Origin of the sequence: Mycobacterium mantenii, assembly GCF_001667865.1 — a bacterium.
Taxonomy (GTDB): domain Bacteria; phylum Actinomycetota; class Actinomycetes; order Mycobacteriales; family Mycobacteriaceae; genus Mycobacterium; species Mycobacterium mantenii_A.
Genome location: NZ_LZJP01000105.1, coordinates 49,673 through 72,696, shown reverse-complemented (window position 1 = coordinate 72,696; position 23,024 = coordinate 49,673). Strand labels below are relative to the sequence as shown.

The 23,024-nt window shown below is 66.6% G+C and carries 26 protein-coding genes; 14 read left to right on the top strand and 12 right to left on the bottom strand.

What is annotated here, in order from left to right; genetic code table 11:
• Positions 1–170: 170 nt before the first annotated feature.
• Together A5688_RS20355 and A5688_RS20350 are read right to left on the bottom strand one after the other, a co-directional pair.
• Positions 171–569: a VOC family protein gene (locus A5688_RS20355; RefSeq protein WP_067828338.1), complete on the bottom strand. Its 399-nt coding sequence runs from the start codon at positions 567–569 to the stop codon at positions 171–173.
• Between the two features lie 64 nt (positions 570–633).
• Positions 634–1,962, bottom strand: coding sequence for a sensor histidine kinase (locus A5688_RS20350; RefSeq protein ID WP_067828335.1), 1,329 nt, complete (start codon positions 1,960–1,962; stop codon positions 634–636).
• 254 nt (positions 1,963–2,216) lie between these two features.
• Here A5688_RS20350 and A5688_RS20345 point away from each other — a divergent pair, with 254 nt between their 5' ends.
• The 4 genes from A5688_RS20345 (at position 2,217) to A5688_RS20330 (ending at position 5,805) form a co-directional block, all read left to right on the top strand.
• Positions 2,217–2,867: a TetR/AcrR family transcriptional regulator gene (locus tag A5688_RS20345; protein WP_067828331.1), complete on the top strand. Its 651-nt coding sequence runs from the start codon at positions 2,217–2,219 to the stop codon at positions 2,865–2,867.
• Complete coding sequence (locus A5688_RS20340; protein WP_067911144.1) at positions 2,864–4,075, top strand: acyl-CoA dehydrogenase family protein; 1,212 nt, start codon at positions 2,864–2,866, stop codon at positions 4,073–4,075. The genes A5688_RS20345 and A5688_RS20340 overlap by 4 nt, the downstream gene beginning before the upstream one ends.
• Before the next feature lie 61 nt (positions 4,076–4,136).
• Positions 4,137–4,556: a DUF6636 domain-containing protein gene (locus A5688_RS20335; RefSeq protein WP_067828324.1), complete on the top strand. Its 420-nt coding sequence runs from the start codon at positions 4,137–4,139 to the stop codon at positions 4,554–4,556.
• A gap of 31 nt (positions 4,557–4,587) precedes the next feature.
• Positions 4,588–5,805: a GNAT family N-acetyltransferase gene (locus tag A5688_RS20330; protein ID WP_067911138.1), complete on the top strand. Its 1,218-nt coding sequence runs from the start codon at positions 4,588–4,590 to the stop codon at positions 5,803–5,805.
• A gap of 37 nt (positions 5,806–5,842) precedes the next feature.
• On the opposite strand, the gene A5688_RS20325 is transcribed toward A5688_RS20330, so the two are convergent.
• Both A5688_RS20325 and A5688_RS20320 read right to left on the bottom strand, forming a co-directional pair.
• Complete coding sequence (locus A5688_RS20325; protein WP_067828318.1) at positions 5,843–6,784, bottom strand: alpha/beta fold hydrolase; 942 nt, start codon at positions 6,782–6,784, stop codon at positions 5,843–5,845.
• Between the two features lie 565 nt (positions 6,785–7,349).
• Positions 7,350–7,631 (bottom strand): hypothetical protein, encoded by a 282-nt coding sequence (locus tag A5688_RS20320; RefSeq protein WP_067828314.1) that lies wholly within the window; start codon positions 7,629–7,631, stop codon positions 7,350–7,352.
• Between the two features lie 233 nt (positions 7,632–7,864).
• Here A5688_RS20320 and A5688_RS20315 point away from each other — a divergent pair, with 233 nt between their 5' ends.
• Positions 7,865–9,091, top strand: a complete 1,227-nt coding sequence (locus tag A5688_RS20315; protein ID WP_067828311.1) for an MFS transporter — start codon at positions 7,865–7,867, stop codon at positions 9,089–9,091.
• A gap of 25 nt (positions 9,092–9,116) precedes the next feature.
• Here A5688_RS20315 and A5688_RS20310 read toward each other — a convergent pair whose 3' ends face one another.
• Together A5688_RS20310 and A5688_RS20305 are read right to left on the bottom strand one after the other, a co-directional pair.
• Positions 9,117–10,154 carry an LLM class F420-dependent oxidoreductase gene (locus A5688_RS20310; protein ID WP_067828307.1) on the bottom strand — a complete coding sequence of 346 codons (1,038 nt, stop codon included), beginning with the start codon at positions 10,152–10,154 and terminating at the stop codon, positions 9,117–9,119.
• A gap of 11 nt (positions 10,155–10,165) precedes the next feature.
• Complete coding sequence (locus A5688_RS20305; RefSeq protein ID WP_067828303.1) at positions 10,166–10,588, bottom strand: nuclear transport factor 2 family protein; 423 nt, start codon at positions 10,586–10,588, stop codon at positions 10,166–10,168.
• 121 nt (positions 10,589–10,709) lie between these two features.
• Here A5688_RS20305 and A5688_RS20300 point away from each other — a divergent pair, with 121 nt between their 5' ends.
• Complete coding sequence (locus A5688_RS20300; protein ID WP_067911136.1) at positions 10,710–11,309, top strand: PadR family transcriptional regulator; 600 nt, start codon at positions 10,710–10,712, stop codon at positions 11,307–11,309.
• Between the two features lie 8 nt (positions 11,310–11,317).
• Complete coding sequence (locus A5688_RS20295; protein ID WP_067828297.1) at positions 11,318–12,073, top strand: haloacid dehalogenase type II; 756 nt, start codon at positions 11,318–11,320, stop codon at positions 12,071–12,073.
• 17 nt (positions 12,074–12,090) lie between these two features.
• Here the strand turns inward: A5688_RS20295 and A5688_RS20290 are convergent, their stop codons facing one another.
• Positions 12,091–12,810, bottom strand: coding sequence for an NUDIX hydrolase (locus A5688_RS20290; RefSeq protein ID WP_067828294.1), 720 nt, complete (start codon positions 12,808–12,810; stop codon positions 12,091–12,093).
• Between the two features lie 82 nt (positions 12,811–12,892).
• On the opposite strand from A5688_RS20290, the gene A5688_RS20285 reads away from it, so the two are divergent.
• Together A5688_RS20285 and A5688_RS20280 are read left to right on the top strand one after the other, a co-directional pair.
• Complete coding sequence (locus tag A5688_RS20285) at positions 12,893–13,786, top strand: SCO6745 family protein (RefSeq protein WP_067828291.1); 894 nt, start codon at positions 12,893–12,895, stop codon at positions 13,784–13,786.
• The gene (locus tag A5688_RS20280; RefSeq protein ID WP_067828288.1) at positions 13,783–14,049 is read left to right on the top strand and encodes a YdeI/OmpD-associated family protein; all 267 of its coding nucleotides are present in this window, start codon (positions 13,783–13,785) and stop codon (positions 14,047–14,049) included. Before A5688_RS20285 ends, A5688_RS20280 begins: the two co-directional genes overlap by 4 nt.
• A gap of 30 nt (positions 14,050–14,079) precedes the next feature.
• Here the strand turns inward: A5688_RS20280 and A5688_RS20275 are convergent, their stop codons facing one another.
• The 3 genes from A5688_RS20275 to A5688_RS20265 all read right to left on the bottom strand — a co-directional run bounded on the left by A5688_RS20275 (position 14,080) and on the right by A5688_RS20265 (position 16,092).
• Entirely contained in the window at positions 14,080–14,433 is a 354-nt protein-coding gene (locus A5688_RS20275) for a VOC family protein (RefSeq protein ID WP_067911135.1), read from the bottom strand.
• A 113-nt stretch (positions 14,434–14,546) separates the two neighbouring features.
• Positions 14,547–15,062 carry a hypothetical protein gene (locus A5688_RS20270; protein WP_242660293.1) on the bottom strand — a complete coding sequence of 172 codons (516 nt, stop codon included), beginning with the start codon at positions 15,060–15,062 and terminating at the stop codon, positions 14,547–14,549.
• A gap of 145 nt (positions 15,063–15,207) precedes the next feature.
• On the bottom strand, positions 15,208–16,092 hold the full coding sequence (locus A5688_RS20265; protein WP_067828280.1) for a cyclopropane mycolic acid synthase family methyltransferase: 885 nt from the start codon (positions 16,090–16,092) through the stop codon (positions 15,208–15,210).
• A 346-nt stretch (positions 16,093–16,438) separates the two neighbouring features.
• Between A5688_RS20265 and A5688_RS20260 the strand changes: the two genes are divergently transcribed.
• The 4 genes from A5688_RS20260 (at position 16,439) to A5688_RS20245 (ending at position 19,649) form a co-directional block, all read left to right on the top strand.
• On the top strand, positions 16,439–17,014 hold the full coding sequence (locus tag A5688_RS20260) for a hemerythrin domain-containing protein (RefSeq protein WP_067828277.1): 576 nt from the start codon (positions 16,439–16,441) through the stop codon (positions 17,012–17,014).
• A 299-nt stretch (positions 17,015–17,313) separates the two neighbouring features.
• Complete coding sequence (locus A5688_RS20255; protein ID WP_067828274.1) at positions 17,314–18,645, top strand: MFS transporter; 1,332 nt, start codon at positions 17,314–17,316, stop codon at positions 18,643–18,645.
• A 76-nt stretch (positions 18,646–18,721) separates the two neighbouring features.
• Complete coding sequence (gene phoU, locus A5688_RS20250) at positions 18,722–19,357, top strand: phosphate signaling complex protein PhoU (protein WP_067911131.1); 636 nt, start codon at positions 18,722–18,724, stop codon at positions 19,355–19,357.
• Positions 19,358–19,445: 88 nt separating this feature from the next.
• A complete protein-coding gene (locus A5688_RS20245; protein ID WP_067828268.1) occupies positions 19,446–19,649 on the top strand; it encodes a hypothetical protein in 204 nt (67 codons plus the stop codon).
• Positions 19,650–19,668: 19 nt separating this feature from the next.
• On the opposite strand, the gene A5688_RS20240 is transcribed toward A5688_RS20245, so the two are convergent.
• The gene (locus tag A5688_RS20240; protein WP_242660292.1) at positions 19,669–20,424 is read right to left on the bottom strand and encodes a class I SAM-dependent methyltransferase; all 756 of its coding nucleotides are present in this window, start codon (positions 20,422–20,424) and stop codon (positions 19,669–19,671) included.
• A 48-nt stretch (positions 20,425–20,472) separates the two neighbouring features.
• The gene (locus A5688_RS20235; RefSeq protein WP_067828378.1) at positions 20,473–21,480 is read right to left on the bottom strand and encodes a methylenetetrahydrofolate reductase; all 1,008 of its coding nucleotides are present in this window, start codon (positions 21,478–21,480) and stop codon (positions 20,473–20,475) included.
• Between the two features lie 162 nt (positions 21,481–21,642).
• Here A5688_RS20235 and A5688_RS20230 point away from each other — a divergent pair, with 162 nt between their 5' ends.
• Entirely contained in the window at positions 21,643–23,001 is a 1,359-nt protein-coding gene (locus A5688_RS20230) for a WS/DGAT/MGAT family O-acyltransferase (RefSeq protein ID WP_067828262.1), read from the top strand.
• The last annotated feature ends 23 nt before the right edge of the window (positions 23,002–23,024 follow it).

The following is a 23,024-nucleotide window of genomic DNA, read 5'->3' as shown; positions in this document are numbered from 1 at the left end:
CGTTTTGCCCGGACGTAAAGCCCGGAATTCAGTTAACCAACCCTGGCCCCAGCCGCGAAAGAACTGGATTCCCAGAAGGAGTCGCTTATAAACCCCAGTCGCCACTCAGGACTCGACAGTCACAAATGCACCTCGGTCACCTCACGACGGTCCCGTCGCAGCGCTTTGATTTAGTCGCGGTCGTGGTGGCATACGGCTTCTAGTTTGATGCCGAATGGGTCGTACCAAAAGGTGGCGAAATAATGGCCGGGATATTGCGGGAAATGGCGAGGCGGGTGGACGACAGTGCTGCCGACTCGGACGACGTGATCGTGCACGGCGTGCACCGCGGACCGACGGCGCACAATGAATGCCAGGTGTTGCAGCCCCGTTTGCTGCGACGAGTACTCATGCGGCTCGACCGCCGGATAGAAGAACAGGAAAGTGCCCGGTTTGTTTTCGGCGGGCCGATAAGAAAATTCGTCGTCGGCATGAAAGAACGGCTCAAAGCCGACAAAGGGCATCAGCGCGTCGTAGTACCGTTTTGCGGCTGACAGGTCGGGCACGTTGATGCCCAGGTGGCCGAGCATGGCTCATTGTCCGATATCGAGTGCGTTCGCGTGCACGGGGCGTGCGGCCACGAGCGGCCCGCCGCTACGCCGGACCACGCCCGTCACCGGCCAGCCGCAGCAACAGCCGAGTGCCGCCGAGCGGGCTGGTCTGCAATGCCGCTGTGCCGCCGTGCAATTCGGCCTGCTGGGCGACCAGCGCCAGGCCCAACCCCGACCCCGACCGCGAGGCCGTCGAACCGCGGGCAAAGCGTTCGAAGACCGTGGCGCGTTCGGATTCCGGAATGCCGGTCCCGTTGTCGTCGATCGCGATCTCTACGCCTTCACCGGAACTACCGACGGTCAGCTGGATCTTGTCGGCATTGCCGTGCTTGACGGCGTTCGCGATGGCGTTGTCGATCACCAGCCGCAGCCCGGTGGGCAGCCCGATCATCAGCACCGTCGGCGAGGGCACCAGCGACACCTCCACATCGGGGTAGATGCGCAGCGCGTCGTGAGCGGCCCGATCCAAAAGCTCGGTGATGTCGAACGGGACGAAGTCGTCGACGGTGGTCAGTTCACCCTGCGCCAGCCGCTCCAGGGCGGTCAGGGTGGCCTCGATGCGGCTCTGGGTGCGGATGACGTCGCCGATGACCTCGTGACGCTGCTCGGGCGGCAGGTCCAGGGTGGAAAGCACCTCCAGGTTGGTGCGCATGGCGGTCAACGGCGTGCGCAACTCGTGGGAGGCGACCGCGGCGAAGTCGCGTGCCGATTCGAGCGCGGCCTTGGTGCGCTGCTGCTCCTTGCCGATGCGGGCCAGCATTCCCTCGACCGCCTCGGCGATCTCCACGGCCTCGCGCACGCCGCGAACCTGGACCTCGTCGGGACTGGACTGGGCATTGATCGCGCGGGCCTGCTGGGCCAGCAGCAGGAACGGATTGACCATGATCAACGAGATCACCCAGCCCACGACCACGGTGCCGCCGATCACGCTGGCACAGATCAGCAACACCCGCAGATGCAGTTCGTTGATCCGGTGCTGGGCCTCGGCCAACGGCGCGGCCAGCGCTATGGAGGCCCTGCCCGCGGTGAAGGTGCGGACGCGGTACTGCACCCCGTTGATCGTGGTGTTGGCATAGCCGTCGGGAAGCTGAGGCAACACGATGCTGCTGGGCACCGACACGGTGACGTCCCCGATACGCGCGGTGCGCACCAGGTTGCCGTCCGGCGCGGGCCGGTCCGGGCTGGTGTACTCCGCATTGTTGAGCAGGCTGCTGATGTCGCCCAGGCTGCTGACCGAATCGAGCCGGCGGTCGAGCTGGTTGTACTGATCGTTGGTCACGCCCACCCACACCCAGGTGCCCAGCAGGACGACGAGGGTCATCACCGATATGGCGGCGACGATGACGATGGTGCGCAGCGACAGCACCCGCATCGGCAGCTGTACACGCGGTAGGACGCGAATGTCAGGCTCCTTCAGTGGCTCGCCGTCGGCGGTGGGGACCCGACCGGCCGGGTGGGCCTTATCAACCAACCTGACTACAACCCTCACAGCCGTACCGGTCCGGCGCGTTCAAGCGCCGTGGCGTTTCGCAAGAATTTAACGCTAGGCGTATAGCCCTCTCCTCCGGCACGTGCCAGAACCGGGCCGATTTTGCCGCGACCAGGGTGAGTGAGTACTCTCTCACCATGCTCGCTGGACCTGGCCGGGGACGTGACCGGTTGCTGTCCGCGGCGCTGCGGCTGTTTGCCGCCAAGGGCTACGCGACGACGTCGGTGGCCGACATCCAGCGTGAGTCGGGCCTGGCGCCCGGCTCGGGCGCGCTCTACAAGCACTTCGGCTCCAAGCGCGAGCTGCTCGAGGCCGCGGTGGCGCACCGGATCGACAGCATCGTGGCCGCGCGGGAGCAGTACGACGCGGGGCAACCGGGAAGCGTCGAGCAAGCGGTGCGCATCGCCGGCCAGCTGATCTGGAGCAACCTCAAACAGAGCGAGGATCTGCTCAAGGTCATGCTGCGCGAGCCCGACGAGCTCGGCGATCTGGACGAGAAGACCTGGCAGGTGATCACCGACAACGCCTACCAACGCTTCGCCGACGAACTGGCCGCATCGAATCGGTCCGGCCGCACCAGCATTCCCGACCCCGAAGCGGCCGCGGCCGTCGCAATCGGGTCACTGTCCTACGCCGCGACGCTGCAGGCGCTCACCGGCCGGCTGCCCGGCAACACCGATGAGGAACGGTATTTCGAGGCGTGGGTCAACCAGACCGTCAGCGTCCTCGCGCAATACGCAAATCCCCGAAACCCGTTGAACGACAATGATTCAGGAGTAGAGCTGTGACATTTTCACTGCAACTCAGCGACGACGTGATCGAGGTCCGCGACTGGGTGCACCAGTTCGCGGCCGATGTCGTCCGTCCCGCCGCCGCGGAATGGGATGAACGAGAGGAAACACCGTGGCCGGTGATCCAGGAGGCGGCCAAGGTGGGGCTGTACTCCCCCGACCTGTTCGCGCAGCAGGCGGCCGAGCCCACCGGCCTGGGCATGTTGACGGTGTTCGAGGAACTGTTCTGGGGTGACGCGGGTATCGCGCTGTCCATCATGGGCACCGGGCTGGCCGCGGCGGCGCTGGCCGGCAACGGAACGCGCGAGCAGTTGGGCCGGTGGCTGCCCGAAATGTTCGGCACCGCCGACGAACCCAAGCTCGGTGCGTTCTGCTCGTCCGAACCCGACGCGGGCTCCGACGTCGGCGCCATCCGCACCCGGGCGCGCTACGACGAGGCCACCAATGAATGGGTGCTCAACGGCACCAAGACCTGGGCGACCAACGGCGGCATCGCCAACGTGCACATCGTGGTGGCATCCGTCTATCCCGAACTCGGCACCCGCGGACAGGCGACCTTCGTCATCCCGGCGGGCGTCAAGGGGCTGGCGCAGGGGCAGAAATTCAAGAAGCACGGGATCCGCGCCTCGCACACCGCCGAGGTGGTGCTCGACGACGTGCGCCTGCCCGAAGACCACATCCTCGGCGGCCGGGAGAAGTTCGAAGCCAGGATCGCCCGCGTCAAATCCGGCGCCTCCGCGCGCGGGCAGGCCGCGATGAAGACCTTCGAGCGCACCCGGCCCACGGTCGGTGCGATGGCCGTCGGCGTGGCCCGGGCCGCCTACGAGTACGCCCTCGACTATGCCTGCCAGCGTGAGCAATTCGGCCGCAAGATCGGTGAATTCCAGGCGGTGGCGTTCAAGCTGGCGGACATGAAATGCCGGATCGACGCCGCCCGATTGCTGGTGTGGCGAGCCGGATGGATGGCCCGCAACAACCAGTCCTTCGACTCCGCAGAGGGGTCGATGGCCAAGCTGGTGGCCAGCGAAACCGCGGTCTATGTCACCGACGAGGCGATACAGATCCTGGGCGGCAACGGATACACCCGCGACTACCCGGTGGAGCGGATGCACCGCGACGCGAAGATCTTCACCATCTTCGAGGGCACCAGCGAGATCCAGCGCCTGGTCGTCTCCCGGGCGCTCACCGGATTGCCTATCCGTTAGCGGGCCCGCAACCGGATTGCGTCTGATACCTTCTGCGGCACACCAACCGTTAGGGGCTGACGTGAAGCGTGCGGTCGTCGCGGCACTCGGATTCCTCGTCGTTGGCGGCTGCGTGGGGGCGCCCCGGGCGATCGCGGACAACCCGGTCTGCACGGCATCGGTGTGCGCCTTCTTGTCCCCATCGCGCAACATCAGTTGCGAGGTCAACTACAAGCGGGATCCCGGCATCCCGGACGAGGCCTACTGCCAAACGAACGAACCGCCCGCGTCCGCGCGCCTGTCCACCGCCGGAGCGGTCACCAACTGCACGGGCATTTCCTGCATTGGCAACGCGGGAATCGGCACGCCGGTTCTCGCCTACGGCCAAACCGCCGGAGTCGGCCCGTTCAGTTGTGCATCCACGACCGACGGAGTCACCTGCACGATTTCGTCGGGCCATGGCTTCACGATCTCCAACGCGGGGATCACGCCCGTCGGGTGACTCCGTGCGCCCAGCGCGACATGATGACCGAATGACCACCGAGATCCGGACCCTCGACACCGAGGACGACCTCGTCGCCGCGGCCAGATTGTTCCGCACCGCGATGGTGGGTTTGCCGCCGCTGTCGAACCTGTCGCCCGGCCAGATCACCAAGCTGCTCGACCCGGGCCGTACCGTCGGCGCATTCGTCGACGGGCAACTGGTCGGCACCGCCGACGCGGTGACGAGCACGATGACCCTTCCCGGCGGAGCGACGGTGAACCACGCCGCCGTGACACACATCGGCGTGCTGCCGTCATTCACGCGACGGGGCATTGCCACCGAATTGGTCCGGTACCAACTGCGAGACATCGCGGCGCGCCGCGAGGTGGTCGCCTCGTTGCGGGCCTCGGAGGCGACGATCTACGAGCGGTACGGCTACGGCGTGGCGAGTTGTTTTCAAAGCGTGGAGATTACGAGCGCGCGGGCGGCGTTCCGTCCCGGTGTCGGCCTCGGTGGTCCGGTGCGGCTGCTCGATGCCGCCGAAGTCTGGGAAGTCCTGCCCCGCATCTATGACGCCAATCGTCCGTCTCGCCCCGGAACGATCGACCGGCCCGGGGTGTGGTGGGAAAGCGCTCGGCTTCGTGCCGAATCCTCCTCCGGGGCTTGGTACGTCGCCGCCCACGGCGAACCGGGCGCCGAGTCGGGTTTCGTCCGCTATCGGCCCACCGGCACCGAGAATTGGTTCGTCAGCGACCAGCGCACCATCGTGGTCGAGGACTTCTTCGCGCCCACCGCAGACGCCTTTCTCGGTTTACTGCGTTTCCTGCTCGGCCTGGATCTCGTTCACCGAGTGGTGTTTTGGATGCTACCCATCGACAACGCGTTGCCGTGGCTGTTCGTTGATCGCCGGGCGACGAAGGTTACCGCCGTGCACGACGAGACATGGCTGCGCGTCATCGATGCGGAGCGTGCGCTGACAGCGCGATCCTATGTTGGCGGCGGAACCGTCACGATCGCGGTGAATGATCCTGTGTTGCCGGACAATTCGGCGATGTTCACGATCACCGGGGACGGAGCCGAGCTGACGACCCGTCGCGCCGACGTCCACGTCGGGATCCAGGGGCTGGGTGCCGCACTGCTCGGCGGCACGAGCTGGCGCAGTCTCGCCGCGGCCGGGCTGGCCCGGGCTGACGATTCGGCGGCGCTGGATGTGGCCGATCGACTGTTCGCGGTGCCGGACGCACCGCATGCCGGGACGTTCTTCTGAATCGGAGCCGACACCGCGTGCGTCGCACACCGGCGGGTCAGTGGTGCGCGTCCGATCGCTGCATCGCCAGACGTACGCCGGCCACCACCAGGTCGGGCTGGTGGATTTGGATGAAGTGGTCGCTGCCGGTCGCGATCATGTGCGGTGTCTGTGGCCGCAGCGCGATCAGATCCGCCGACGCCTCTCGCCACACCTGCTCGAGCCTCGCACCCTGCTCGGCCGAAACGGTGCCGGGAATCGCGAACGGCTCGGTCCTGGTCAACACGACGGTGGGGACGGGCGGAAACGCCGGGGCCGCACCGACTTGCGCGACGCTCTTGTCGATGTCGATCACCTCGAACGACGGCGAATTCGCGAACTGTGGCAACGGCTGGTCCAACGCCTGGCGATACGTCGGCCAATCCGATCCCATCAGGCCCGGGATGTCGACCGGAAAGGCGTCGACGAACGCACACGCCCGCACCTGGTCGGGATAGGTCTGGGCGTACAGCCGGATGAACAACCCGCCCAGCGAATGCCCGACCAACGTGTACGGGGCGGGAAGATGCGCGGCGGCGAGTAACGCGTGCAGGTCCTGGACAACGTCCTGCGCGGTGCGTGGCATCGCAACCGGTGAACTGCGGTCGGTGATGCTGGGCGGATCGGGATAGCGCAGGGTGCCGGGCCGGTCATAGGCGCAGACGCGGTGGTCGGTGGCGAGGGCAGGCAGCACGGCCGGACCCGTTGCGGGCGTCGCGGCATCGGAGTGACTCCACGGATCCGACGAGTTGTGATAGCCAGACTCCAAAATGACTGTCGGCCCGCCCTTTCCGTGACACTCGAGATAAATGTGCCGGCCATTGCCGATCTCGACCGGACCCGCGAAATCGCCGCCTGACGCCGGTGCACCGCGGTTGTGTGCCGGTCCGCCGCATCCCACCAATGCAACCAGCAACGCGATGGTCAACAGGCATCGGCGGGAGCCGTCAGCGGTGTGCATCGCGTCATTGTGCGGGTGCGCCGACGCAGCGTGACGGCGTTTTGGGGACGATTGTGCAACGGCGGCCCTTCCGAGTGTCCTGCCGGGGAGGTCGAGGCCAGCGTGGCGATCGCGGGTGGAGTGCGCTCGGGGTTATGGCGGCGGCGCGCTCACCGGTCCAGGTTGTCCGGCGTGGACCTTCGCAGTCTGACGCTCATGCTTCTGTGGCACAGTTCCTTTCACCCGGCACTTATCGATCCCGGTCCCCATGCTCGGGAAGGCTTTCCTTCTTCGCCGTCGGCGAGAGTCACTCGAAGTTAGGGACGTTTGACCCTCGGTTCTTTCGGCGACGGTTCGGAATATTTTGGGCGGCTTGTCAAGTGCAGGGGGCCGATTGGACCCGGTGGAGAAATTGATGACAGCGCAAGCGCCTCCCGTCAGTGGCCTGCAAGCGCGCCGGCCATTCCCGCGAGAGCTCGAGAAAGCGAAAAGCTAGCAGCGCCGAAGTGGCCGCCGCCACGTCGGGCGCCGCGAAATTCCGCTGCGCCGTTGGGGGTTACGTCCAGTCGACCGCCGACGGGCGCCGTCAGCCGTGCGGTGCCTCGGAAATCTTGGTGTCCGGCTTGCCGAGGGTCTGGCAGTACGTCATCGCCGAGAGCCGCGTCGCCGAGATCTCCACATTGGTCGGGTCGGCACCGCTCTTGTCTTTGAGCATCTTGCTGACTTCTTCGTTCTGCTTCTTTTCGTCCTGCGTGGTGAAGTCTTTGCACTTGGTGTCGCCGCCGGTGTTGATGACCTGTGAGGCCGAACACGCGCTGGACAGCAAGACGGAGACCGCGATCGTGGCTGCCGCAATGTACTTCATCATTTGCCTTCCTGGGTGCGAGTAGTGGTATCAGTACACCAAATCGCCTGATTTCAAACCCCGAAGGGGTGTCCGAACCGGTGATCTCCGTGTTTGCAGGCGGGCCTTGCACCGGCGGCATCACGGCGCCGGCGCGGTGTCATCGCGCTCAGCGGGAATAACTCCCCGGGTGACGTCGCGTTCTACCGAGGTCGGTCGGTCGCGCATGGACTCTGGTTTTGGAAGGGAGGACCTCGGTGACCTCGTCGAATGTGCGCACCGGCCAGGAGGACGCTGCCCGAACCAGACGCCAGCCGGCGGGGAGTAAGACGCTGTTCGTCAGCGTATTGGCCCTGCTGCTGGCAACGGGATGGGTGGCCAACCACTTCGTCGGTTTGATGCCGGTGATCAGCGGCGATGAGCACCTCAGCACGGCCACGCTCGACGGGATCTTCGGTATTTACGCGGTGGGTCTGCTGCCGGGGTTGTTGATCGGCGGGCGCACGTCGGACGCGCTCGGACGGCGGCCGGTGGCGCTGGCGGGTTCGGCGGCCGCCCTGGCGGGAACGACGGTAATGCTGCTGTCCCAGCACACGGAGGCCCTGCTGCTGGGTCGCCTGATCGTCGGCATCGGTGTGGGCCTCGCCATCAGCTCGTGCACCGCGTGGGCTTCAGATCTGCGAGGCCCCGCGGGTGCCGCGGCCGCCGGAGCGGTACTCACGGCCGGTTTCGCCCTGGGTCCATTCGCCGGGGGCTTTATCGTGTCGGCCGGGCCATCCGGCATCCGCGTGTCGTTCGGCGTCGCCGCCGCCATTGTCGTGCTGGCGACGTTCGCCGTCGTCGGCGCGGGGCGACGCATCGAGGTCACCCGGCCGGCGAAGGAGTACGACGCGCGACCGGCGGCACCGACAACCCCGGCGGCGCAGGGATTGAGCCGGGCCCTGAGTTGGGCCATGCCGCTGGCGCCGTGGGTATACGCCTCGGCGACACTGGGATTCGTCACGATCCCCACCCGGTTGCACACCGCGCTGGCGGCCCCGATGGCGGCCGGCACGGCCACCCTGATCGTCAACGGCGTCAGCGGTGTCGTACAAGTGCTGGCGCGCGCGCTGCGGTGGGGCCCGCAGGCCGGTACCGCCGGTGCGGTGCTGGCGGCGCTCGGCTACACGATGGCCGCGCTGGCCCCGCCGGCCGTGACCCCGGCGTTGGGCCTGCCGCTATTGCTTGTCCTCGGCTGCGCATCCGGCCTTTGCCTGCGCGAAGGCTTGATCGACCTGGAGGCCGCCGCGCCGCCACACCTGCGCGGCGCCCTGACCGGGATGTTCTACGTCGTCACGTACGTCGGCTTTGGGCTTCCGCTGATATTGGCCACCGTCGGGTCCGCGGCGTCGGTGGCGATTTTGTCCGTGATGGCGGTGCTGGCCTTCGCGGCGGCGGCCGCCAGGGCGGTGCGGTTACGGCAGGATAGTCACCGCCAGGACTGAGCCGGCCCAGGCACAGCGCCGACGGTCAAACCAGTTGGCGCAACGTCTCGATCAGCTTGATCCGCTCAGCCGTCGTGGCCGCGATGGGTGCCACGTTGAGGGTGGTCACCCCCGCCTCACGGAAGGCCGCCAGACGTTCCTTGACGAACTCGCGGGTACCGATCAAGTTGACGTCTCGCACCAGATCGTCGGGCACGACCTTGGCGGCGCCCTCTTTGTCACCCGCCAGGTAGAGCTCCTGAATCCGGTCCGCTTGCGGCCCATAGCCGTATTTCGTGGCCAGCGCATGGTAGAAGTTCTTGCCCTTGGCACCCATGCCGCCGATGTAGAGCGCCAGGTGCGGTTTGACGAATTCCCTTAGTGGCTCGACGTTTTCGCCAATGGCTAGCACGGGGCCGGCATAGATGTCGAGCTCACCCAGGTCGGGGTCGCGCTTGGCCCGGCCGGCGGCCAGCGAATCCCCCCACACGTCCTTCGCCTTCTCGGGCAGATAGAAGATGGGTTGCCAGCCCTCGGCGATCTCGGCCGCCAGTTCGACGTTCTTCGGCCCCAGCGCGGCCACCAATATCGGAATGCGCTCTCGGACAGGCTGATTGATCAGCTTGAGCGGCTTACCGAGTCCGGTGCCCTGGTCGGCGGGCAGCGGTATCGTGTAATGCTTGCCTTGATGTTGCACGGTCTCGCGTCGCCACACCTGGCGGCAGATCTCGATGACTTCGCGAGTCCGGCCGATCGGGGCATCGTAGGGAACACCGTGGAACCCCTCGATGACCTGCGGTCCGGACGCGCCCAGACCCAGAGTAAACCGGCCATCGGAGACGTAGTCCAGGCCGGCCGCGGTCATCGCGGTCAGGGTGGGGGTTCGGGTGTAGAGCTGCAGGATGCCCGAGGCCAGTCCGACCCGTTCGGTGCTCGCGGCCAGGTAGCCCAGCGCGCTCACCGCGTCGAACGAATACGCCTCGGGGACAAAGACTATGTCCAGTCCGGCGCGTTCCAGGTCGGCCACTTCGGCGGCCACGTCCTTGAAGCCGCCCGCATAGTTGACGCTCAGTCCAATCCGCATGGTCTTTACTTCTACGCGGTGCCGGATTGATTGGCCAATTCGAGCGCCTCCTGTTGGATCCGATCGAACTGCGCACCCATCGCCTCGGACAGAGCCGTCGCGCCCGACAGCGGCCGCACCATCACCATGAAGTCGTCGATCAGACCGTCGTCGTTGAAGTGCAGGAAGTCGCATCCGGTGATCTTCACCCCCGGCACCCCGACTATCCCGGTCTCGAACACGAACGCGTGGTCGCGGCCTTCGGGGTCGTGGATCTCGCGGATGTAGTGGAAGTCCTCGAAGATTCGCAGCACGCCGCGCAGGATGGCGGCCGTGATCGGCTTGCCGACATATGGCTTGAACGCCACCGGGCTGGTGAAGACCACGGAGTCGGCCAGCATCGCCTGGATGCTCTTCTCATCGCGCTCTTCGACAGCTTTGCGGAACGGGTGCATTAGCGGCCTCGAATAGTCAACTTGTTGAGTAAGTGTGATCGACGCTAGGGCGCCGGTCGCGCGCTGTCCAGGGTGTGGTTGGTCACTTTGTTGACTAATCGCATCGTTGTAGCATCGACCGATGTCGCTGCGTGACGCGGTGTTGGCCGCCCTTCTCGAGGGCGAATCCTCGGGGTACGACCTGGCCAAAGGCTTCGACGCCTCGGTCGCCAACTTCTGGCCGGCCACCCCGCAGCAGCTGTATCGCGAACTCGACCGGCTCGCTGAGCAAGGTCTCATCCAGGCCCGAGTGGTGCATCAGGAGCGCCGGCCCAACAAGCGCATGTTCTCGCTGACCGGCGCCGGCCGTGACGCGATCAGGCGGTTCACCGCGCAGGCACCGAAGCCCTCGGTCATCCGCGACGAACTGCTGGTCAAGGTCCAGGCCGCCGACGCCGGAGACATCGAGGCGGTCCGGGAATTCATTCGCGAACGCCTGCACTGGGCGAGCGCCAAAGTGCAACGCTACGAACGATTGCGAGCGCGAATGCTGGACGGGCGCACCGAAGGCGACTACCTGGCCCAGACCGAAAGAGTTGGGCCCTACCTGACGCTGATGCGCGGAATCTCGTTCGAAAAGGAGAACATTCGATGGGCCGAGCGCGCGCTGAGCATCGTCGAACGTCGCCTCTCGGCCGGCGCGGCGGGCGACGCGCAGCCACGCCGCCGCGCGCGGCGCTAGCCTGAGGAATGACCGTTTACCGCTCGCCCTCGACCGGCCGGGCAGTGCGCGCCGTTCTGTTCGATACCTTCGGGACGGTCGTCGACTGGCGTTCCGGGATCGCCGACTCGGTGCGGCATTTCGCGCGACGCCATCACATCAGCCTCGACCCAGACGCATTCGCGGTGGAATGGCGGAGCCGGTACGTGCCCTCAATGTCCGAAGTCCGCTCGGGCCTGCGGGAATTCGTGTCGCTGGACGTTCTGCACCGAGAAAACCTGCTCGCCTCCTTCCAGAAGTTCGGCGTCACCACCGACGCGCTGCCCGGTGACGAGGTGGAGGCGCTCGCCCGGTCGTGGCGCTGGCTGCCACCGTGGCCGGACAGCGTCGACGGCATCGCCGCCATGAAGCAACACGTCATTGTCGGGCCGCTGTCCAACGGCAACACCGGACTGTTGGTCGATATGGCGAAGTACGCGGGCCTGCCCTGGGATGTGGTACTCGGTTCCGATGTCAGCAAGGCGTTCAAGCCCGATCCGCGCGCCTACCAAACTCCCGTCCGGCTGCTGGGTCTGGACCCCGGTGAAGTGATGCTGGTAGCGGCGCACCCCTCCGACCTCGCGGCGGCCCAGAAGAGCGGCCTGGCCACGGGTTTCGTCGCGCGGCCAGGGGAAAACGGGCTGGGCCAGGAACCGGGTCCCGAGCCCTCGGACGCCTGGGATGTCTCGGGCACCTCGCTGAGCGAATTGGCGGACTTGCTGTTCGGCGCGCCGGGCCAATGCTGAAGCGAGCCCGGCGTCCGCTACTTCCACGCAAAAACCGGTTGTTCCAACCCGTCGACCGGATCGGCTCGCCCTTCCAGGCACAACCACCGCAACTGCAGCAGCACGGCGCCGGTGGGCGCGTGGATGAGGTCATTACCCAACGGAATTTGCACGACCGGTCGTGGGCTTTCCGGGATGTCGATGAAGCGTGGCGAATCGTCACGCAGGAGTTGGTGTAGCCCCACCCGGTAGACGGCCACAACTTCGTCGGGGGCCGGATGCGGCTCGAGCCGTCCGTCCCCCCACACCACCACCGGGGTGATCACGTATCCGGAACGGGTGGGGTAGTCGTCGAGCAAACCCAGCACCGCCGAATCGGGCAACTCGATGCCCACCTCCTCGTGCAATTCGCGCAGCGCCGCGTCGACCACTGTCTCGCCAGGATCGAGCCGGCCGCCCGGGAGGGCCCACTGCGCCGCATGCGAGTTGAGTCGAGAAGCCCTGCGGCACAGCAGAAAGGCCGCACCGCCGGACACGTCGACCATGCGTCCGTCCAGGTGTGCCGCGGGCATCGCGCGCCCGGCATTCCAGTGGTCCACCGACACCGGATCCACCCGGTCCTCCCCCACCTCGGAGTCGACGAGCACCACCGCGACGGCCGCGTGCCGCTTCGTCGGGTCGGTCACCACGCGGCGCTCGTGGCCGGCCAGATTGCCTCGAATCCGCTCGCGCAGTGGCTGGTTATAAGGGATGGTCACTTCTCGAGCCTAAGCTGAGACGCTTGGCGTGCCGCGCAGGTCCGTCCTTGGTCGTGGCGGGCGCCGGTGGTTAACTGCCAGCATGCGACGACAACCGGTGCTGGCCCGACGCTTCTTCGATCGCTACGAACCGGTGCACGCGGTGACGTATTTCGCGCCCGAGGCGCGGGCGGCGCTCGATGCACTGGGCTACCGGGGTTTCTGGATGGGCTATTTCGCGGCGCGCTCGGCGCCGCTGGGCATGGTGCCGCGGGAGGTGGTCACCGCGGTCTTCTACAACTTCGCACCCGAACGGGTGGCCAAGGCACTGCCGGCGGCATGGGAGATCGCGGGTCCGCATGCCGCATTGCAGGCTCGGCAGGAGTCCGCGGTGGCGGCGCTACGCCGCTATGGGCTGGGTTCGGACGAAAATGTGCGTGTCGCAGCCGAACTGGCGGGCCGAGCGGCCCGCCATGCTCCGCTCGACGCGCGTCCGCTGTTCGCCGCGAACCTGGCGCTGCCCTGGCCGGACGACCCGCTGTCCGCGCTATGGCACGCCACCACGCTGCTGCGCGAACAACGTGGCGACGCTCATGTGGCGGTGCTGGCCGCGGCCGGCATCTCCGGGCGGGAATCCAACGTCTTGCACGCCGCGGCGGGCAACGTCCCCCGCGAATACCTCGCCCGCACCCGTGACTACGACGAGACATCCTGGCGTGAACACGAGCAACGGCTTGCCGAGCGGGGACTGCTCGACGACGACGGAACGCTGACCGCAGCCGGACGGGAACTCAAGGACCACATCGAATTGACCACCGACACGCTGGCCCTGTCCGCGCTCGACGCGCTCAGCGACGACGAGGTCGAGACGCTGTTCCGGGCGCTCACCCCGATCACCCGCGCCGTGGTCGCGGGAGCCGACGTCCCCGCTCTTACCCCGATGACGTTGCGCCGCGACGAATTGCACAATGACAGCGCGCAGTTGGTCGGCCAATGAGCGGCCAGCGCGTGCCCGGCGGGGTGGTGCACAAGTTGCCGGCAGACCTGCGTGACTCGCTGATCGGCAACGCCACCGCACTTGCCGCCTGGAACGACATCACGCCGCTGGCCCGAAACGAGTTCATCTGTTGGGTCGAGGATGCCAAACAGCAGGCGACCCGAGAGCGCCGCATCCGCCGGACCCAGGAGGAGCTGGAAGAGGGCAAGCGCCGGCCGTGTTGCTGGCCCGGATGCAAGCACCGCGAGCGCACCGGAAAGTAGCCACGCTCCGGCACTTTCGTAGACGCGCTGTTACCGCGCCAGTGGTTTGTAGAAGACCAAGCCGTTGCCCTTGTTGTCGTAGACGACGGCGCGTCGTTCATGGGCATCGTCGTAGGGGTCCTTCACGATGCCGCCGCCGCTGGCCTCGACAGCCCTTGCCGCGGCGTCGACGTCCGCGGTCTTGATGCCGACCACCACCTGCCCCGGAATGGGATGGTCGACCGCGGTAGCCAGGGCCAGCGTGACCGGGCCCGCGTCGAGGGCCGCGAAGTGCGCGCCGTCGCGGAACTTCAATGGCATGCCCAGGGTCTCGCTGTAGAACCGGATCGACTCATCCAGGTCGTCGGTCGACAGAATGATCATCTTTGCTTCGTGCTCGCTCATGGCGCCTCCTGTGTCCGGATCTCTACCAGACTAGGCCGGAAACATGCCGCCGCGGCGAGCGGCGCCCGGCTGTCGCAGGCGGCCGCGTGGGACCGAGAATTCCGAAGTTGACCTCAGGCAGCGCCGGACGGAAGCGCTTGCCCGTCAGCGTAATCCATCGGCGGAGCCTCACCATGCCCTGATCCGCGGTAGGCCACCGCGGTAGCCAGCGCCCTGCCGCCCTCGATCGTGCCGACCACAATGACTTTGTCATTGACCGTGAAATTTGGTGCGGCGGTGATCGATTGGTGGGTGCCGTGGTTCACGACGGTGGTGTTCGGGGTGAAGCGATAGGTCTGAATGTGCCCGTCGGCGCTGCGCATGGTCACCGAGTCCGCCGTCACGGCAACAACGGTTCCCTCTTGACTTACCGGTTGCGCGACGGCGGGCGGCTCGAGATTAGCCGCGACAGCGCGCTTCTCGGGTTGGGCTCCGTTGAGCACCAGCGCCATCAGGCAGGCGGCACCGAGCAGCGAAGCAGAGGCGATTTCGCACACCGTGGCGGCACCGGACAGCCCGCGGCGCCGACCATCATCGGTCGACGTCGGCTGGCGCTCCGGTTGCTCCGGCATTCGGTGTTTGGCGCTCACGGTCAGTCCTCCCAGCGGCGTTGCACCAAAGGACATCGGCGCCTACCGAATCAGGTTGTTGCCGTGGAGTTACCCGCGAAATTGCGCCGGTAAACCGCACCCCGGCCAATCGGGAAGCCCGACCGGCCAGGTCCTCGAATCGCCGTCAGCCCTTGGTCAGGGTGAACTGCGCGACGTCGGTGTAGCCCTCGCGGAACAGGTCCGCGCACCCGGTCAGGTACTTCATGTACCGGTCGTAGACCTCTTGGGACTGGATCGCGATGGCCTCGTCGCGGTGCGCCTCGAGCGCCGCCGACCAGGTGTCGAGGGTGCGCGCATAGTGCAGGCGCAGCGGCTGGATCAGCTTCACACCGAAGCCGGCGCGCTCGGCGTGCTGCACGACGCCCTTGGCCTGCGGAAGGTCTCCGCCCGGGAAGATCTCGTCCATGATGAATTTCATGAAGCGCAGCTTGGTCATGGTGATGGGCAGCCCGCGCTCGGCGAACTCCTCGTCGCTGGGCTTGATGATGGTGTGCAGCATCATGACGCCGTCGGCCGGCAGGACTTCGTAGGCCGTTTTGAAGAATTCGTCGTACCGGTCGCGTCCGAAGTGTTCGAAGGCGCCGATCGACACGATGCGGTCGACCTTCTCGTCGAACTGCTCCCATCCTTGCAGCAGCACGCGCTTGGATCGCTGCGAAGGGTGGCTGTCGAGACGGCGCTGCACGTGTGCCTGCTGGTTGCGGCTCAGCGTGAGACCGACGACGTTGACGTCATAGCGCTCGAGGGCGCGGACGATCGTGGTGCCCCACCCACACCCGATGTCGAGCAACGTCATGCCGGGTTGCAGCCCAAGCTTGCCCAGCGAGAGGTCGACCTTGGCGAACTGCGCTTCCTCCAGCGTCATGTCGTCGCGCTCGAAATAGGCGCAGCTGTAGGTGCGGGTCGGGTCTAGGAACAAGGCGAAGAACTCGTCGGAGAGGTCGTAGTGCGCTTGTACGTCCTCGAAATGCGGTTCCAAGCTGACGGCATCACCGGGTATTTCGGACAAGGCACAACCTCTGACTGATTCGTTTGGTTTTACGGGTGCGATCGAAGCTGATCGCTCGACTGACGGCCCCAGTGTATCCGCCCCGACAACCGCGCCTTTCCGGTGACTTCCTGTTCAGAGCGCCGGTGGCGACGAGCGCGGGACCGACGGTAATGCCGGTGGGGCACGGCCACCAAATGACTAACGCGCGCGTCAAATTGGAAACTTATGCGGCGCACACCAACTCGGCCGAAAGGCACAAGCGAGCCGATGAACGCGGTTGACGGATCCCGCGTCGCGCTGTTACCTCAGCTGGTAAACCGGGTAAGCCCCGGCTGACCGGCATTCAGACAGGCGGGACCCTCCAATGGCTGACATCACCATGCTGATCCTTGCCGACCATGAATGGTTCCGCGAACAGTTCGCGCGGCTGGATGAGCTGCAGGCGCAGCTTCCGGACGATCAGGCCGCGCTCGAGCGCGTGTGGGGTCCGCTCGCCGACAAGCTGGATGTGCACGCATACATCGAAGAAAAGATCTTCTACCCGCAGTTGCTGAAGCGCGGCGGTGCGGACGCCGAAGGCGAGACGCTGGACGCGATCGGCGATCACAACGACATACGCGACGGCGTGCGCGAGGCCAACGCCGCCGCACTCGGCAGTGAGCAATGGTGGGCCGCGGTGGGGCGCACCCGGCAGGCCAACGACGATCACATGGGCGAGGAGGAACGCGAAGGGCTGTCGGACTTTCGCCGCAACGCACCCGTCGGGCTTCGCGAAGCGCTCGGCCGCCAATACAGCGAGTTCATGGCCGAGCACCCCACCACCGAGGGGCTGCCGATCACCGATCGCGACCCCCGTCGCTACGTCGAGCAGTTCGAGGACTCACCGCCGCCCAAACGCACCGACTTCTCGCTGCGCATCGGAAGCCTGAAAGGCCAATGAGCCACCGTCACCCCGGCCGAACGTGACGCGAATAACCAAACCCGGCGCCGGCGCGGCTCCGATGCCGTCGCCACCGGCGCCGGCGACGCCGGACTAGCTGGCACTTTTTGGACCCGATCCCGGTCGGCCACCGCCCCGCCGGATCGTCGCCGCGGCCTGCCGCGAACCCGACGAAAGACGCAATTAACCGACCCCGCTGGTTCGTCCCGAGAATGTTTCGGGTAAGCCATCATTCGATGGTTATTCGCCGCCGCCGGAGGAAATGGGCACGTAAGGACATCAGGGTCGCCGATCCGGCGATGCGCCAAACCATCATGGGTACCGCCATCGGCAACTTCATGGAGTGGTACGACTTCGGGGTCTACGGCTATATCGCCACCACGATCGCCCAGGTGTTCTATCCCGGCAAGAGCGTCAGCGGAGTCCACCTCATCGCGACTTTCGGCACGCTGGCGGCAGCGTTCGTGGTGCGCCCGCTCGGCGGGTTCATTTTCGGCCCGCTGGGTGACCGCATCGGACGTCACCGGGTGCTGGTGGTCACCATCCTCATGATGACGGTGAGCACCACCATGACCGGCTTGCTGCCCACCTACAGCACCATCGGCATCTGGGCGCCGATCCTGCTCGTCATCGCGCGAATATTTCAGGGCCTGTCGACCGGTGGTGAGTATGTCGGCGCGATGACCTATCTCGTGGAGCAGGCCCCCGACCACAGACGCGGCCTGATGGTCGGATTTTTGCCGATGGGCAACCTGGTCGGATTCGTCCTGGCCGGGTTGCTGGTGACGGGGTTGCAGACCTGGCTGCCGGACGACGCCATGCTCACGTATGGCTGGCGGATTCCGCTGTTACTGGGTTTGCCCTTCGGCCTGGTCGCGCTGTACCTGCGCCTCCGGCTCAAGGAGTCCTCCGCCTACCAGAGCGCGCATGAGGGTGCTGCCGTGCCGGGCGGCCAAGGCCGACAGCAAGTTCTGCGCACGATCGCGTCCCAGTGGCGTCCGATGCTGATCTGCGCGGCGCTGGTGCTGACTTCACAGGTCGCCGACTTCATGCTCACCGGGTATCTGCCGACGTACCTCAGGCTCTTCGTGCGCGTCGGGCACACCGCAGGACTGGTCATGATCGTGTCGACGTTGGCGATTTTGATGGTCACGGTCGTGCTCGTCGCCGGCCTGTCCGACCGCATCGGCGTCAAACCGATCATGTGGACAGGCTGCGGGCTGCTGATCGTGGCCTCCATCCCGGCATTCCTGCTGATCCGCTTCGGTGGCGTGTACCCGGTGATCTTCCTGGGCGTACTGCTGATCGGCCTGATGGAACTGTGCTTCGACAGCACCGGGCCGGCCATGCTGCCGGCCCTGTTTCCCACCAACGTGCGCTACGGCGCCCTGGCGATTTCGTACAACATCTCGATTTCCCTCGTCGGGGGTATCACGCCGCTGATCGCCCAGGCGCTGGTGTCCGGCACCGGCAACGTGATGGTGCCGGCGTACATGTTGATCTTCGGCGGCGTGGTGGGAGCCGTCACGTTGCTGTTCACCCCGGAAGTCGCCGGCAAGCCGTTGCCCGGTTCCGGGCCCGCCGTCGAAACCGAGCAGGAGGCTCGCGCGCTCGCCGAGGGCATCAGCTAGCGGGCAACCCCGGGCAGGATCTTCTGCCGTTCTGCGCGTGGGCGTTTATTTGGTTCTGGCGGGCTATCCCTTGAAGATGAGGACCGGTTTCCACCATCAGCTCGACATGCTGACCGATCAGGTCGCGGACATGTGCACGATGGCCGCCGAGGCGATCGACCAGGCCGGCCAGGCGCTGCTGGAAGCCGATCTGATTACGGCCGAATCCGTCATCGCCCGCCAGCGAAGCGTCGTCGCCCTCGACGCGCACGTCGAGGAGACCGCGTTCGCGTTGTTGGCATTGCAGGCGCCGGTGGCCACCGACCTGCGCGCGGTCGTCAGCGCGTTGCGGATCGCCGCGGATGCGCGACGGATGGTCGAGCTGGCGGTGCACATCGCCGAGATCGCCCGCCGCCGCCACCCCTATCCGGCCGTCGCCGCCGAGCTGCGCCCACACGTCGCCGCCATGGGTGAAGCGGCCGAAGCGCTGGCGCTCGAAGCGCGGCAAGTGCTGGTATCGCAGGACCCGCGCGAGGCCGCCCAGATTCGCCACAACGACGACGCGATGGACGAGCTGCACCACCAGCTGTTGGCGGTGCTCAAGGATTCCGCTTGGACGCAGGGAGTCGCCGCCGCGGTGGACGCCACCCTGTTGGGCCGGTTCTACGAACGCTTCGCCGACCACGCGGTCCAGATCGCGCGGCGGGTCATCTTCCAGGCCACCGGGCGCTAACCGCCGGTCTCCGGCTCGGTGACAATGTGCTGACATCGGTCACCGCACCGGCGACCGCGCGAACAGCTTCTGCAACGGCGGCTGGCGCTTGCTCCGTCGCGCGGCCGGCGACAACCCGCTCTGGGACGGCACCGGATGGTACGACGACGCCCTGGTACGCATCACGTGGTGGACCGGCAACCCGTCGGTGAACGCGGCGGTCCCCGGTGTGAAGTTCGACCTGGGCACCACCGCCTTGCGCAGCGAAGCCGACGCCGGGCGGGTCGGGATCCTTATGGCGCTTCGCGCATGATGTGGTCTCGCGTAGTCGCTCAAGCGTGACGCAGCACCAACAACTCGCCGGTCAGGGTGCCATCCTCGAGCAACCGACCGATCCTCGAACTTTGCCGTTCGGCCAGCTGCCAGGCCTGCGTGTGCCCATGCCGATCGCGCAGGACGCTCTCCACGGTGTCGACACGCTCGTTCCACGAGTCCGCGATCGGTGGAAGGGCCGCAGTGCCGACCCACTCATCGACGTGAAGCGAAGCCCCGGTCAACAACTCACGCAATTCACTGGGTGTCGGAAAGTGATTGCCTTCCAATGTATTTGACGGTATGTCCCGGTGCGCGACGAAAACCAGCAATCCGATGCGCCCGCCCGGCCGCACCACGCGGCGCAACTCCGTGAGCAGCGCCAGTTGATCAGGCGTCGTGCACAACACGCCCAGCGACCAGGCGGCGTCACAACTCGAGTCCTTCATCGGCAGGGCCGATCCCATTGCGCACACCACCGGAAAGCCGAACAATTTCTGCGCCGCGCGGCACGCCCCCGTTTCCGGCTCGACGAGAACGGGCCGCACCGCGCCGGATCGCGCGGCGTAGGCCGCAGGGCCACCCACGCCGGCGCCGGAGTCGACCAGCGTGGCATGAGGTGTGAGCTCCATCCGCTCGATGAGCCAGTCGAGGGCGGCCGGACTGCCGCTTCCCCGGCAGCCGGCGGGGAGGTGATAGTCGGGCCCGAGTTCGGCCGCGACCTGCGCGGTCCATTCGGCGACGGTGTCGAACTCGGCCTCCATCGCTTCAGTCACGGCGCCGCTCCTCCTCATCGCTCCGCTCTGCATCGTCGCCGGCGCGAGTCATCGGCGCCGCTCCTCCTCATCGCGTCCGCCCGTCGCTTCCTCCCGGATGCGGCGACCGACCTCTGCCTTGATCTCTGCGCCGATGCGGGGGCCCGACGCGGACGCCAGCCCTGAGACGTTGACGCCCTCGACGCCCTCGATCGCCAGCAGCGCTCGCGCCTCGCTGACCGCCGCCGCGATGCCGGCGGCCACCGGATCCGGCGCGCTCAAAACCCGTTGCGTCACAACGGGATCGAGTTCCAGCCCGGGCAAACCCTCCAGCACCGCCGCCGAGATACTGTCGGTGAACACCGCGACCGCCGCGATCACCGGAATCGTCAAGCCGGCCGATCGCGCCGTCTTCATGAAGTCGGCGATTATGTCGGGAAAAGGCACATGGTTCAGGACGGCCAGGCTCGCTCCGGCTCGCTGCTTCTCGACCAAACGGGCGGGCCGACGGTGTACGGGCGGAGCGGTAGGCGTCTCGGGCACCGCCGCCACCATGCCGACCGAGGCGGCCAGCGACACCAGGCGGGGCCCGTCGAGGTCGAAAGTCTGCGTGACGTCCGGGCGCACGTCGTATCCGCGTCCGTCGCCGGTCACGCACAACACCGTGTCGACGTCGATGCTGCGCAGCCCCCTCAACTCCTGCTCGAGCACCACCCGGTTGCGGTCCCGGCACGACAACGTGATCCAGGGCGTCACGCCGGCGTCGAGCAACAACGACGCCATGAGCGTGGGCGGGAAGTCGGGTTTGTTCTGATGCTCGCCGACGAGGACGGCGTCGCAGCCGGGCGCCAGGACGGCTGCCGTGGCCACGATGTCGTCGGGATCGAATGGGGCAGCGCTGAAGTCGGCGAGTACCCGCGGAGCACGCGCGGGACGAGGCGCCGGGTGCTGCCCCGACCACGGCACCACGTCGTCGAACACGCATGGACTCGGGAGCATCTCGCACTGTCCGTCCGGTCGCACGCCGCCGCACGGCCCGAACTGCATCCGCTTGGGACAACCCGCACCCGCCGGCATCTTCACCCCCTTTTGAGCGTCAATACCCAAACGAACCCGCACGCAAGCGCCCTGCCCCACGCGAGTCCGAACGCTCCATCGCGATTAGCAATCGCTTCCTGCGGCTAATACGAAAGGGGCATGTGCTGGATGGACGGTGCAGCGGAGTGGATGGGAACGACTATGGAACCGATATCACCGATGGACGCGTTGTTCCTCATCGGCGAGTCACGCGAGCATCCGATGCACGTGGGCTCGCTGCAGCTCTTCGAACCCCCGGCCGACGCCGGTCCCCACTTCGTGCGCGACGCCTACCAGGCAATGCTCCAGTGCACCGACGTGCAGCCATCCTTCCGTAAGCATCCGGCCTTCTTCGGCGGCGTCACCAATGTCGCGTGGTCCTTCGACAAGGAGGTCGAGCTCGATTACCACCTCCGCCGTTCTGCTCTTCCCGAACCCGGGCGGGTCCGTGACCTGCTCGAGTTGGTTTCCCGGCTGCACGGCGGCCTGCTCGACCGGCACCGTCCGATGTGGGAGGCGCACCTGGTGGAGGGCCTGCAGGACGGGCGCTACGCGGTCTATACGAAGTATCACCACTCCCTCATGGACGGTGTCTCGGCGCTGCGACTGATGCAGCGCGCCTTCACGTCCGACCCCGACGACGACGAGGTGCGGGTTCCGTGGGGCCTGGGTCCGCGGAAACACGGCGGCCGTCGGCAGCGGTCGTCCCTGTTTGACCGGGTCGGGCGCACCGCGGGGTCGGCGCTCGCCTTGGCGCCGTCCACGCTCAAGCTCGCGCGCGCCGCGCTGCTCGAACAACAACTGACCCTGCCGTTCCGGGCGCCGCGCTCCATGTTCAACGTCCGAATCGGTGGCGCCCGGCGGGTTGCGGCACAGTCGTATTCGCTGGAGCGCATCAAAGCGGTCAAGGCAGCCACCGGTACGACGGTCAACGACGTCATCCTCGCCATGTCGGCCGGGGCCCTGCGCGCCTATCTCCTCGATCAGAACGCCCTGCCGGACGCTCCGCTCACGGCGATGGTTCCGGTGAATCTGCGCAAGGACGACGACGACCGCGGCGGGAACAACGTCGGGACCTTCCTGTGCAACCTCGCCACCGACCTCGACGACCCGGCCAAGCGGCTCGAGACGATCAGCGCGTCCATCCAGCAGACCAAAGAGGTGTTCTGGCAGCTGCCTGCGGTTCAGCAGTTGGCGCTGTCCGCCTTCAACATCGGGGGACTGTTCTTCGGTCTGATCCCGGGCTACCTGTCGGCGGCATCACCGCCGTTCAACATCGTCATCTCGAACGTGTCGACCGGTAACTCCGACCAGTTGTATTGGCGCGGAGCGCGTTTGGACGGAAACTATCCGCTGTCCATCCCGCTCGACGGCCAGGCGGTCAACATCACCGTGACCAACAACGCCGACAACCTCGACTTCGGTCTGGTCGGATGCCGGCGCAGCGTCCCGCACCTACAGCGGATGCTCGGCCACCTGGAGGCATCCTTGAAGGATCTGGAACTTATTGCGGGCATCTGAGATACGCTGCGACGCTTGAGTCG